This window comes from Vibrio sp. 378, assembly GCF_033339435.1.
Map to the genome: position 1 here is coordinate 260,600 of NZ_JAWOUO010000004.1, position 12,102 is coordinate 272,701.

Consider the following 12,102-nt stretch of genomic DNA (forward strand, 5'->3'; position numbering starts at 1 on the left):
TAAATTTTCGCTCTAATGATGAGGGGTGGCGGTTTGTATGCATAATGAACAGCACAGAACTTAAACTCATTTGATCATGGCTTTATTCTGCCTAACTCTATCAAAAATTGTATTTATCTCTTTACTATAATTGCGATCGTTTAGAAATCTTATGCTTTAAGCATCGTTTATTTATCCTCATCCGATACCTTATCGTGCTTATTCCGCATTTGACACTCGAGTGTTTAAACAAATAGATTCAATCTAATGAGTCAAAATGAAAAGTAAATAATGGATCGTTCTTCTTCGAATATTATGATGTGAACTATCATTTAATTAATGAAAATGAAATGGATTAATGTAAAGCGTTGCGACTGTAGCTGTTATCTTTGAGCTTTGGTTTAAAGGGTAGGGTTAAAAAAATTTGTAAGTGGTGAACGCTAATAAAGGATGCTTATGAGATACACAGTAAGGGACGCACTCAAAAAGGAAGCAGCCCAAATCGCCAAGATACACGTTGATTCTTGGCAGGTGGCGTATAAAGGATTAATGCCAAAGAGCTACATAGAGCAGTTTACGATTGAGCGTCGAGAAAGGATGTGGGCGCGAGTGATGACGGAGCAACTGGCCCAATTGATCGTAGTTGAGAGGCAAGGAGAAATTGTTGGCTTTTTAAGTTACGAGTTACCTAACCACACCAGCGAAGATAAAACGGCATTAGTGACATGTTGCTACGTTACGCCGCTACATTATGGGCAAGGAGCAGGAAGTGCACTGTTAGATGAGTTAGAGACACGTTTGCTCTCTACGTCAGTTATGCAGATCAGTTTGAAAGCACTGGATACTAATCAACAGGGGCTTAACTTTTACAAGAAGTGTGGTTTTGTGCGTACTGGAGAGGAAGAGTCGGAAGTGATTGAGAGTATGACGCTGACCGATCTCACTTTAGTGAAGTATATTGCCCGTTCATAAATCAAATGTTATATGCCAAATATAGTAAAACCCCGGAGGTGGTAAGACTCCGGGGTTTTGAAATTTTTAGATGTCTCGGTTGGTAAGTCCGATTATCTTTTATGCAAAAGGTTTGGATTTAATCCGATTAATTCCTTGGTAGGGAATTAGATGCGGATGAAGTCCATGTGTTCAACTTTTGGCTTGAACGCGTGACGTTGAACGTCTTGTGGCTTAACTTTAACTTCTTTGCCATCGATAACTAGAACGATGCCTTCGTAGAATTCAGGCTTGTCCATTTGGTTTACGATGTCGTCGTGGTTAAGAACGATAGCTACTGCTGCTTCTTCACCGCCGTATACAACTGCAGGGAATTTGCCAGCGTGACGTAGGCGGCGGCTCGCACCTTTACCTAGTTCAGTACGTACTACTGCTTCGAATTTCATAGTATTTACTCTCAAATTAGTAAAAATCAAATGTTCACAATCAACAATGCGACCTTGTTGTTCGTGGTAAAGCTTGAAACAGGAACTGTTCAAGCGAGCGCGGATACTATCATTCCACTTATAAATGGGCAACCCAAATCGTATCCAAATCAACAAAAAGGTATGATTTAGCGGGGTGGAAGGTTATCCCTTTTAACGCTTTGCTTGGATTTTGTTCACATCGACTTCATTTTCATCGGTTTACTAATCATGGTCCGAAGAACAAAGTTTATGTGTTATATGCTTTATGTTCGGCTGAGATGTAAGACTAAAGATGCTTTTAATCCACCTAAAGCGCTTGTATCCAATGTTAATTGACCTCGGTAACTGTGTGCCATTTCACTGACTATGTTTAGACCAAGACCTGAGCCAGGGGTTGTTTCATCCAATCTAACTCCTCTCTTGATTACTTGACTCAGTTTCTCTTTAGGGATGTCTGGCCCATCATCTTCAATAATGATGTGTATATTTTCCTTATCCTGAGAGGAGTGTACACGAATCATGCTGTTGGCCCACTTATAGCCATTTTCTAGCAAGTTACCTAGCATTTCATCGAGATCGGTCTGCTCTACTGCTACATTCAGCTCTGAATCAAGTTCATTAATTAAGGTAATGCTTCGGCTCGCATACACTTTATCAAACGCCATTGAGATAGCATCCACACGATCTGCTGGGTTCGACTTCACTGACAATATGTTCATCGATCCGGCCATACGGGCACGACCCAAATGGTAATCGATATGGTCTTGTATTTGATTTATTGGAGCTCGGAGACGGGATTGTGCCTCAGGTTCTAACGTCTGAACTTCATTTTTTAGAACAGAAAGTGGCGTTTTAAGTGCATGAGATAGGTTACCTGCATGATTGCGAGCTCTCTCTAGTAATTCTTGGTAATGGAACAGTAGAGCGTTGAGGTCGAAGATTAGAGGAGAAATCTCTTTTGGGTAGGTTTCTTCTAGACTCTTTTTATTACCAGACTTCAGCTCGGCTAATTCTTTTTGTAGCTTTGTAAGCGGACTCAATGACCAAGCAATTTGCAGTAAAATGACGGTAAGTACGCCCGCGAATAATAAACCCAAAATAAGCCAAAGTTGGCCGATTAACGTCTGAAGGGTATTTTTAATGGGCTCTTCGTCAATACCAATAATAATGTGAATAGAACCATCGTAATCAGGAAGATACAGCGCTTTTTCTAGCGTAATTAGTTTTTCGCCTCTTGCTCCATACGCATCTTTATCCAAACCTTTGTATTCGATTTTTTTGTCCCACAAAGAACGAGAACGTTCGAGGCTTGCCTCTGTAGAGGCACTCCAATACAAACCACTGTAAGGTCGGTTAAATCGAGGGTCTGATAGCTGAGCTGTGAGTGAAAGATGCCCGGTGTTATCGACTTCTAACTGTGCGGCGACTTCATCCATAAAAATGCTGAGCTGTGAGCGAGTGTCATCAACCATATAGTTGTAGACCTGCGTCGGTATCGTCACACCAGCGGCGAGGATCATTGCCGTTAACCAAACGATCGCCGCTAAAACGAGGCGACTTTTGATACTCAGTCGTTTTATTGCGTTTAACGGTAGCCTGTTTCTATTCGGCATTTAATTGGTATCCCAACCCTCGGACAGTTTTGATGATCTTTGGTGCGATTTTTTTACGAATTCGGCCGATAAAAACTTCGATTGTGTTGGAGTCACGATCAAAGTCTTGTTTGTAAATGTGCTCGACGAGTTCGGTTCGAGAAATCACTTTTTCCGGGTTATGCATAAAGTAAGCGACCACTTTATACTCTAGCGCCGTCAAGCTTACCGCTTGACCTTGCCACATGACTTTAGAAGTGCGTGTATCCAAGCTCAAGTCGCCAATTTGCATCACAGGAGAGGCATTACCAGAGGCTCTTCGCAGCTGTGCACGAATACGAGCGATAAGCTCAACCATTTCAAATGGTTTAGTTAGGTAATCGTCTGCACCTGCGTTTAAGCCTTCAACTCGCTGCGTTAGGGTGTCGCGAGCGCTTAGAATCACGACAGGAGTATTAATGTTTTCATCTCTGATGCCTTTTAGGACGGTAAGACCATCCAGTTTTGGCAAGCCGAGGTCGAGAACAATGGCGTCCCATTCTTCCGAAGTCGCGCGATACAGAGCGTCTATGCCATCTTGGGACAATTCTGGTACCCAGCCGGTACTTTCTAATGTTTCGATGATTTGCTCGCCTAAACGAGGATCATCTTCAACAACAAGTATTTTCATATTGATGATTCTTATTATGTTTGGATTTTTATCGAAGTAAGTTACGCATCGTGTCTGGATTACGCATTAGACAAGTTTAGTTGTTTTGCGGCTTTAACGCTTTGTTAAAGCTGCGACCTTTGATCTCAAGCATTTCCAGCGTGGCGGCGTCGTACTCAACTTTCAGGACGCTATTGTTGTACAGAATTTTCAATTCATACACCCAAGCACCTTCATCTTCTTCAAGCTCGACCTTGATGATGCGGCCGTATAGGTCGTTTTCTACTGCGGCGTAAAGTTCCGAAAATGGTCGTATATATCCTTGTTGAACCGCGCGATAGACCTCATCTTGATCTTCATCGAATTCGATGCGTGTTCCTGGCTTTTCGACATCTTGCACGATGGCGTGGCCATTTTGTGATGTGTACTCGTTGCCATGCTTGGCAAAACTTGGTGCACACATGAATGTCGTGATAAGGCCGAAAAGTAACGCAGAATGTAGAGAAGTCGTTGCTTTATACATAGTCAAACCTTTTCTGGAGCGTTAGCCGCAGTATATCGGAGATAGATGAACAGAGAGTGAATCAGCTAATTAAGTTTTGCCATGTGTTGTCGATGTTATTTCAACTCATCTTCAAAAATTTTATCTCGCAGCTTCCAAAAGCGACCAGATTTTCTAGCAATAACAAACTGAGGCAAACGGAAACGATGTTGATTAGCGACAACGCGTGTCGGTGAAGCCTCTTCAAAAGGGCGATGCTTGTCTGCTAAGTGGGGACGTACGAACTGATCTTTAAACGTTTGTTTTTGTTTTTTGGTACCCAATGACCAAAACTCATGAACTAACGCATTGCCTTCGCCTTGGTATGGTTCACCAGAATACGTCACTTTTAGCTGAGATTTACCATCACTGGACTTAAATACAGATAGGTCCATTTCTGTGCATTCAAAGATTAATGCATCTTTGAGATTAAGGGCTTCTTTTAGCTTTTTATCTGGGTCAACGAGCGTCGCGTCACACTCATGACAAATTCGTGCAGCGATATCGTTGTCCGCACCACATTCACCACAGTATTTGGCACGAAAACGGTAGCCACAGTGTTCACGTTCGCCTGTGTCTTCATCTTCAAAGTAACCTTGGCAACGTCTGCCAAAGTGTTCAACCAAGAAACCGTTACTATCCAACTTACCCCAGAAGTTGTTATTGAATCCGCAAGCCGGGCAAGGAATCGTGATAATTTCACTGTCAGAGTCTGGTTTTGGATCACCGACTTCAGGTTGGTATAAATCGTAGCTGTTGCCTGCGTAATCAAGCACTAAACATTCTGATTTTCCGTCTGATAAGCGTAATCCTCGTCCTACTATCTGCTGGTACAGACTGACTGACTCTGTTGGTCGCAAAATCGCGATTAAATCGACATGCGGCGCATCAAAACCGGTTGTCAGTACCGAAACATTGACCAAGTATTTTATTTGACGATTCTTGAACGCTTGGATGATCGCATCGCGCTCCGGCGTAGGTGTATCACCAATGACGATTTCAGTTTCGCCTTCTGGCAATAAACTGTGTATCTCCTGTGCGTGTCGAACAGTTGCAGCGAAGATCATGACCCCTTGGCGCTCTTTCGCATATTGCATGATTTGCTCAACAATTTGTGGAGTCGCACGTTTGGCTTTATCGATCACCATGTCCATTTCTGCTTCTTTGTAGCGTCCGGTGTTAGCGGGCTTCAGCTGAGAGAAGTCGTAAGACAAAACGGGCGCATCCATCATGCGGGCTGGAGTGAGGAAGTTTTCGTCGAGCAAGTAACGGATCGGCAGTTCGAAAATACAATCGCGGAAGAATCGAGGCTCTTCGGTTCGCACTTGACCTCGGGTGTGATACTGATAAATCCAGCCCATTCCTAAACGATAGGGCGTTGCAGTTAGTCCCAGCACCTTAATGCCAGGGTTCAGTTCTCGTAAGTGAGTAATAACTTTTTGGTAGCTGCTGTTTTTGTCATCTGGCACACGATGGCACTCATCAATAACGAGCAGAGAAAACTGGTTTTTGAACGAATCTAAGTTACGTACGACCGATTGAACCGAAGCAAACACGACTTGCTGGTCAGTTTCTTTTCGTCCCAATCCTGCTGAGAAGATAGAACCTTTTAAACCATAACCTTCATACTTCGCGTGGTTTTGCTCGACCAGTTCTTTTACGTGGGCGAGGACTAACACTCGTCCTTTCGCAAGGCGAGCAAGTTCTGCGATCACCAAGCTTTTCCCGGCACCAGTTGGCAGCACGATCACTGCTGGTGTCGAGTGTTTACGAAAGTAATGAATAACGGCTTTAACCGAGTCGGCTTGATAAGGACGAAGTGTGTACATGAAAATATGTGAAATTGCTCAACTATTCGAACGAGGAACGCTATAATACCTGACTTTTATACCCAAGTGACCTTTAAACCAAGATTTAGAGGTCACTTGGGTATAATTCAATGAGGTATTCATGCGTTTAGATAAATATTTGTGTGACGCTCTGGGTGCAACACGCAAACAGGCAACAAAGATCATCAAAAGTGGAGACATCACCGTTGACGGTGAGGTTCAAAAAAGTGGTGCATTTAAAGTACCTAAAGGTGCGGAAGTGATGTGGGAAGACCGTGTTATTGGTGCTCCTGGTCCTCGTTACATTATGTTGTATAAGCCTGCTGACTTTGTTTGTTCACATGAAGATGGCTACAACCAAACTGCATTCGCATTGCTTGATGAGCCTAAAATTGAAAACCTTCACTTTGCGGGCCGATTAGATGTCGACACAACTGGTTTAGTGTTGATTACGGATGATGGTAAGTGGTCTCACCGTATTACCTCACCTAAGCATAAGTGTGAGAAAACGTACCGTGTTTGGCTCGTCGATGCTATTCAGCCAGATTACGCGGAAAAGCTCGAACAAGGCATCATTTTGCGCAATGAATCAGAAGCAACATTGCCCGCTCGTTTGGAAATCGTGAACGAGGCCGAGAATGAAGTATTGTTAACTATCGTGGAAGGTAAGTATCACCAAGTGAAACGTATGTTCGCGGCGTTAGGAAATAAAGTTGAGTACTTACATCGTGAGCGTATTGGTTCTATCGAACTTGATGAGGCACTAGAACCAGGTGACTATCGCTACCTCACGCAAGAAGAAATTGATTCTATTTGGAATTAATTGTCGGCATGGGAAATTCTTTAGTTCCTAATAGGAACTAGTCTTTTGGTAGGAATTGGCTCAAAATAAATTTTCCTACCAAAATTAGTGCCTAGACAATTCCGGTGTGCTTACTCATCTCAGTGATATGCCTTTGCATTTAGCTGATGCATGCATACTCTTATTGCAAAGCCTTCGGCTACGGTGAATGGAATGATGGTGTCAACGCCATCATTTTTACTGCATTGTGTTTGTTTCCCATAAACACATTTCGCTTTCACATGCTTTTCTATGTCGAGTTCGTCAAGGTCACACCTTGGTACATATTTGCCCTTATGATTCTCGAACGTTGGATAGAACAGGTTTTTGGCTTCTACATTCAGCGATATGAGAACTTCCGTTATTTTCCTTTGTTCTGCAAGTATTGACGGTAGGGCTCCAACAAGAGGTAAAAGAATGACAGAAAAAGCTCAAAGTGCTCCGCAATCCCAAATCAGTTTTCTATTGTTTCTGGTACTAGGAGCGATTGGTGCTTTGACGCCTTTGGCGATCGATATGTATTTGCCTGCGATGCCGACAATAGCGAAAGATTTGGGGGTCGCGCCTGGCGCGGTTCAGATTACGTTGACGGCTTATACGGCAGGTTTTGCGATTGGCCAGTTAATTCACGGGCCGCTTGCCGATAGTTTTGGCCGTAGACCTGTACTGATTTTGGGTGTGCTTTTCTTTGGCTTGGCTGCTGTTGTGAGTGCGACAACAAATGGCATTGATGCGCTGACCTATGTACGTACGGCACAAGGTTTTGCTGGCGCGGCAGCGGCGGTCATTATCCAAGCCGTCGTGCGTGACATGTTTGACCGTGAAGACTTTGCACGCGCAATGTCCTTCGTTACTCTGGTCATTACTATTGCGCCGTTGGTGGCACCGATGATCGGTGGCCATCTCGCGATTTGGTTTGGTTGGCGTTCCATTTTTTGGGTACTAGCTATTTTCGCTGTAGTTGTGATTTTTCTCGTACTTTGGAAAATCCCTGAAACGTTACAGCCTGAAAATCGTCAGCCTCTTCGTTTCCGCACGACGCTGAGAAACTACGCCAGATTATGCTCCAATTCTGAAGCGATCGGTTTGATGCTCTCAGGTGCGTTTTCATTTTCCGGAATGTTTGCATTTTTGACGGCGGGTTCGTTTGTTTATATTGATTTATATGGTGTTCGACCAGACCACTTTGGTTACCTATTTGGTTTGAACATTGTGGCGATGATCATCATGACCAGTATTAATGGTCGCTTGGTGAAGAAAGTTGGTTCCCATGCCATGCTTCGTTTTGGGTTGTTCGTGCAACTTTTGGCGGGGATTGGTTTATTCGTAAGTTGGTTAATGGACTTCGGATTATGGGGCATTGTACCTTTTGTTGTGCTGTTTATCGGTACATTGTCGACGATAGGTAGTAACGCGATGGCGCTGCTTTTAAGTGGTTACCCATCAATGGCGGGTACGGCGTCGTCTCTAGCGGGGACATTAAGATTCGGTATCGGTTCATTGGTTGGTGCGCTGGTGGCATCACTGCCCGGGAATGTTGCTTGGCCGATGATCATCGTGATGTTTGCTTGTTCTGTGCTTTCAGCACTGTTTTATTGGACTTTAGGAAGAAAGGCGTAATGTCGAATTACACCAAAGAAATTCAAAACTTGGTTAACTCAGCACTTGAAGAGTTAGATCAAGAGCATCGCTCAGGTAAGTTAGCCAATGCCCCTGTTGCGAATAACCATTATTTAGTGCGTTGGGTAACAAAGGCGCTAAAATCACAACGTTTCGGACGTACGGTAGGCGATGACTTAACGCGTTGGCAAAAAGCAGGTCGCTCAAAGGGGAACGATGCTGGTTTGTTGTTTATCTTTAAACGTATTTCTGCTTTTTATGCGCAATTCTTCCCTGAAGGTGAAGACTCCAAAGTGTTCAAAGATTCCGATATTGAGTCTTTTCTTGATTTGATGGAGCAAGCAGGCTGGGAAGTCTCAACATCTGAGCAACTGATTGGGTGCGGCAAAGTACAAATCTTCACTGAAGGTCAAAACTCTTTAGCGTTATGTGCAGACCAATGCGAAAGCTGTTTTGATGGCGAGTTGCTCGTAAAGCCAATGAGTTGGTTTGTACGTGGCAATCATGCTGAGTTTGTTGAGAAAGCAGCGCAAGCGGGCTTTATGGTACATAAGGTAACAGACTACAAATCGATGGTGAAATACCATGGCGAGTACCTTATTTTTCCAGCAAACGAAGGCAACCAGTTAGCCGAAATTCCACTCTCGTTCAAAGCTGACTAAAGTGACATTTTGAGTGTTTAGAAGCCCCTGTTATTGGGGCTTTTTGTTTTCTAAACGGTTTGCTTCTTTCGCGATGGCTTTGACCATGCCTTTAAATATGAAAAGATGGGCTGGCATCATTGCAAACCAATAAAGCAGCCCAAGAAACCCTTGCGGGTGCCACCAGGCGGTAATATCCAATTCTCGTTCGTCACCGAGATCTTTGATGGTAATTTCTAAACGCCCAAGGCCTGGGCCTTTCATACCAAAAAACAGTGAAAGAAACTGATTATTATCGCAGCGAATCACTTTCCAAGAGTCAATAAAATCACCGACTTTAAGCTCTGGTCCAGGAGGAGAAACGCGAATCGGTTTTCCGCCACCAAAAAAGATATCGAGCCATTCACGTGTACGCCACAAGATGTTGGCAAAGTAATAGCCTTTTTCGCGACTCCCGATCTTTTGCGCCACTTTCCATAATGCCGCAGCGGAGGCATGAGTTTTAATGCTCGCTCCAGCTTGTTTTGGGTAATAGCCATATCCTGGTTGCCATCGACGAAGCGCTGCGGGTTCAAACCCCCAGACATTACTGCGTACAAATGTGCCTTCATCTTGAATGGTATCAGTTACCGCTTGCTCGTAGCTGATCAGCGTTTGAGGAAATCGTTCTTCAATCGCTTTGGAGTCTGCAATGTAGTCGTGCTCTAAGCCCGCAAGTAATGCTTTACCGATACTAGTTGGCACTGAGGTAACTAAACCTAGCCAGTACGATGCCATTTTCGGAGTAAGTAGCGGGGTCGACCACAGCCGATACGGCTTGTTCGTGATTCGGCAAATGACTTTGAACTGTTCGCGGTAGCTAAGTGTATCTGGCCCACCAACTTCATAAATGTGACTTTCTTCTGGAGAGGGGGCTTCTGCTAACTTCAATAAATAGTGGTTGAGATTGGGCAAGGCAATAGGGTTCGCTTTTGAGTCGACCCATTTAGGCGCGATCAAAATAGGTAAGTTGTAGACAAAGTCACGCATGATTTCGAAAGCGGCAGAGCCGGGGCCGATGATAACGCCAGCACGCAATTCAGTTACTGGAATACCAGACTGTCGAATTATTTTTCCCGTGGCTTTACGAGCGGCTAAATGGCGAGAGTTTCCGGTTTGAGGTTGAATGGCGCTCAAATAGATAACATGCTCGACGGAGCTTTGTTCCAACGCATATTTGAAGTTCAAAGCAAGGTTTAGTTCGTACTCAACAAAGTCATCACCTTGAGCCATCCCGTGCACGAGAAAAAAGACTAAATCAAAATCGTTCACTACAGCCTTCGTGGTCTCAGCGTCAGCCAAGTCGAGATACCTTAACGTTAAATTAGGGTGAGGCTGAGTTCTTGACTCTAAATAATCAATATGTCGCGCCGCTGCTGTGACGGCGTAACCTTTATCTAAAAGTAACGGAAGAAGTTGAGAGCCAATGTAACCCGAGGCGCCTAGTACCAACACCTTTTTCATTATCTGTCCTTTTATCGTTGGTGGAATAAACACCACAGAGTATAATCATGAGACACTTTCCCCATTCTATCAATAAGTTGTCGTTGGAGCGCTTGTGACTTTTCTTTCTCAACTCTCAATACACGCAGATAAAGCATTCTTACGTCGTTTATTTGCAATCGCGTTACCAATTACACTGCAAAGCATGATGTTTTCAAGCCGAAGCCTCGTCGATGTTCTTATGCTTGGTCAACTTGGTGAAGCAGAAATTGCCGCTGTTGGAGTTGCTGCGCGCGCGACTTTCGTCACCACCATCATGTTAGTTGGGGTGACAACGGGCGGTGCGTTGTTAACCGCTCAATATTGGGGGGCTGGCGATAAAGTTGGGGTGCGTCGCAGTACCGCTTTAACATGGATGATCGCAATGATGTTTGCTGCGATTGCTGTTGCTTTGTTTGTTGTTTTTCCACAGCCCATCATGAGTTTGACTACCGATTCACAAGAAGTGATTGAGCTAGGGGCCAGCTATCTCATTATTTCGTCGGTTAGCATGTTTGCTGTTGCATGTGTGGCCAGTATGTCGGTGGGCCTAAGGGCGATGCACCAACCAGGCTTAAGCACTTTTTTTAGTGGTATAGGCATTTTATCTAATGTGTTTCTTAACTGGGTTTTAATTTTTGGTCAATTAGGCTTTCCTGCTCTGGGTATTACGGGAGCAGCGATCGCAACGGTAATCAGTGGCGCGATCGAAGTAGGTTGCCTGTTTGGTTATCTATGGTTGAAAAAACACATAATCGCATTTGGTTGGGATGATATACGCGCAGGATTGGTCTTAGATAAAATTACGCGTTTCTTGAGCCTCTCTTTGCCAACCACATTTAACTTCTTGGCGTGGGCTGGTGGGCTGTTTGCTTATCACGCCATCATGGGGCAAGCAGGCGTACAAGGTTTGGCGGCACTTTCCGTAATGACACCTGTTGAGTCGATCGCATTGGCGATGATGATTGGCTTATCGAATGCGGCTGCAGTTCTAGTCGGGAACCAGCTCGGCGCTCGTAATTTTGAACCCGTTTATTATCAAGCATGGGCTACGGTCATTTTGAATGTGCTTATCGCATTTGTGGTCGCCATCTTGTTGATAGTGTCAAATCAATGGATCCTTAATGCGTTTAGTGCACTGACAACAGACACTCGCGAGCTAGCTGAACAGTTTATGGTGATTCTAGCGTTGGGTGTCGTGTTACGCTCGGTGCCGATGATGGCGATTGTTGGTGTATTACGCGCGGGCGGTGATGTTAAGTTTTGTTTGTATCAAGACATCTTGGCGCAGTGGGTGATCGGGATTCCACTCGCAGCATTTGCAGCGATTTATCTCAATTGGGACCCACAATGGGTTTACTTACTCTTTTTGACGGAAGAAGTTGTGAAGTGGGCGATTTGCTTGCCAAGAATGGTTAGCCGAAAATGGATGAAAAACCTGATTGGCCAGTAAGGAGGAACAGAGTTTATT

At 44.3% G+C, this 12,102-nt stretch carries 11 protein-coding genes; 5 read left to right on the forward strand and 6 right to left on the reverse strand.

The annotated features are described in order from the left end of the window. The first annotated feature begins 435 nt into the window (after positions 1-435). On the forward strand, positions 436-951 hold the full coding sequence (locus R7Q48_RS09975; RefSeq protein ID WP_017634886.1) for a GNAT family N-acetyltransferase: 516 nt from the start codon (positions 436-438) through the stop codon (positions 949-951). 146 nt (positions 952-1,097) lie between these two features. Here the strand turns inward: R7Q48_RS09975 and rplY are convergent, their stop codons facing one another. The 5 genes from rplY to R7Q48_RS10000 all read right to left on the reverse strand — a co-directional run bounded on the left by rplY (position 1,098) and on the right by R7Q48_RS10000 (position 6,008). Next, the gene (gene rplY / locus R7Q48_RS09980) at positions 1,098-1,376 is read right to left on the reverse strand and encodes a 50S ribosomal protein L25 (protein WP_005378066.1); all 279 of its coding nucleotides are present in this window, start codon (positions 1,374-1,376) and stop codon (positions 1,098-1,100) included. A gap of 284 nt (positions 1,377-1,660) precedes the next feature. After that, entirely contained in the window at positions 1,661-3,010 is a 1,350-nt protein-coding gene (locus R7Q48_RS09985) for an ATP-binding protein (RefSeq protein ID WP_318132267.1), read from the reverse strand. Continuing rightward, positions 3,000-3,659 carry a response regulator transcription factor gene (locus tag R7Q48_RS09990; RefSeq protein WP_005378073.1) on the reverse strand — a complete coding sequence of 220 codons (660 nt, stop codon included), beginning with the start codon at positions 3,657-3,659 and terminating at the stop codon, positions 3,000-3,002. Before R7Q48_RS09990 ends, R7Q48_RS09985 begins: the two co-directional genes overlap by 11 nt. Positions 3,660-3,735: 76 nt before the next feature. Beyond that, on the reverse strand, positions 3,736-4,161 hold the full coding sequence (locus tag R7Q48_RS09995; protein ID WP_025766855.1) for a PepSY domain-containing protein: 426 nt from the start codon (positions 4,159-4,161) through the stop codon (positions 3,736-3,738). Between the two features lie 95 nt (positions 4,162-4,256). Further along, the gene (locus R7Q48_RS10000; RefSeq protein ID WP_318132268.1) at positions 4,257-6,008 is read right to left on the reverse strand and encodes a DEAD/DEAH box helicase; all 1,752 of its coding nucleotides are present in this window, start codon (positions 6,006-6,008) and stop codon (positions 4,257-4,259) included. A gap of 121 nt (positions 6,009-6,129) precedes the next feature. Here R7Q48_RS10000 and rsuA point away from each other — a divergent pair, with 121 nt between their 5' ends. The 3 genes from rsuA to R7Q48_RS10015 all read left to right on the forward strand — a co-directional run bounded on the left by rsuA (position 6,130) and on the right by R7Q48_RS10015 (position 9,131). After that, positions 6,130-6,831, forward strand: a complete 702-nt coding sequence (gene rsuA, locus R7Q48_RS10005; RefSeq protein WP_005388670.1) for a 16S rRNA pseudouridine(516) synthase RsuA — start codon at positions 6,130-6,132, stop codon at positions 6,829-6,831. Positions 6,832-7,266: 435 nt separating this feature from the next. Next, the gene (locus R7Q48_RS10010) at positions 7,267-8,469 is read left to right on the forward strand and encodes a Bcr/CflA family multidrug efflux MFS transporter (protein WP_256902857.1); all 1,203 of its coding nucleotides are present in this window, start codon (positions 7,267-7,269) and stop codon (positions 8,467-8,469) included. Next, on the forward strand, positions 8,469-9,131 hold the full coding sequence (locus R7Q48_RS10015) for a DUF2913 family protein (protein ID WP_005378053.1): 663 nt from the start codon (positions 8,469-8,471) through the stop codon (positions 9,129-9,131). Before R7Q48_RS10010 ends, R7Q48_RS10015 begins: the two co-directional genes overlap by 1 nt. 30 nt (positions 9,132-9,161) lie before the next feature. On the opposite strand, the gene R7Q48_RS10020 is transcribed toward R7Q48_RS10015, so the two are convergent. Continuing rightward, positions 9,162-10,613, reverse strand: a complete 1,452-nt coding sequence (locus tag R7Q48_RS10020; RefSeq protein ID WP_149191903.1) for a DUF2867 domain-containing protein — start codon at positions 10,611-10,613, stop codon at positions 9,162-9,164. Between the two features lie 94 nt (positions 10,614-10,707). Here R7Q48_RS10020 and R7Q48_RS10025 point away from each other — a divergent pair, with 94 nt between their 5' ends. Then, entirely contained in the window at positions 10,708-12,084 is a 1,377-nt protein-coding gene (locus tag R7Q48_RS10025; RefSeq protein WP_104979009.1) for an MATE family efflux transporter, read from the forward strand. Positions 12,085-12,102 lie beyond the last annotated feature (18 nt).

Excerpts from the sequence above, each read along its gene's own strand:
- R7Q48_RS09995 (WP_025766855.1), bottom strand. The coding sequence starts at position 4,161 with ATGTATAAAGCAACGACTTCTCTACATTCTGCGTTACTTTTCGGCCTT.
- R7Q48_RS10000 (WP_318132268.1), bottom strand. The coding sequence starts at position 6,008 with ATGTACACACTTCGTCCTTATCAAGCCGACTCGGTTAAAGCCGTTATT.
- R7Q48_RS10010 (WP_256902857.1), top strand. The coding sequence starts at position 7,267 with ATGACAGAAAAAGCTCAAAGTGCTCCGCAATCCCAAATCAGTTTTCTA.
- R7Q48_RS10020 (WP_149191903.1), bottom strand. The coding sequence starts at position 10,613 with ATGAAAAAGGTGTTGGTACTAGGCGCCTCGGGTTACATTGGCTCTCAA.
- R7Q48_RS10015 (WP_005378053.1), top strand. The coding sequence starts at position 8,469 with ATGTCGAATTACACCAAAGAAATTCAAAACTTGGTTAACTCAGCACTT.
- rplY (WP_005378066.1), bottom strand. The coding sequence starts at position 1,376 with ATGAAATTCGAAGCAGTAGTACGTACTGAACTAGGTAAAGGTGCGAGC.
- R7Q48_RS09985 (WP_318132267.1), bottom strand. The coding sequence starts at position 3,010 with ATGCCGAATAGAAACAGGCTACCGTTAAACGCAATAAAACGACTGAGT.
- R7Q48_RS09990 (WP_005378073.1), bottom strand. The coding sequence starts at position 3,659 with ATGAAAATACTTGTTGTTGAAGATGATCCTCGTTTAGGCGAGCAAATC.
- rsuA (WP_005388670.1), top strand. The coding sequence starts at position 6,130 with ATGCGTTTAGATAAATATTTGTGTGACGCTCTGGGTGCAACACGCAAA.
- R7Q48_RS09975 (WP_017634886.1), top strand. The coding sequence starts at position 436 with ATGAGATACACAGTAAGGGACGCACTCAAAAAGGAAGCAGCCCAAATC.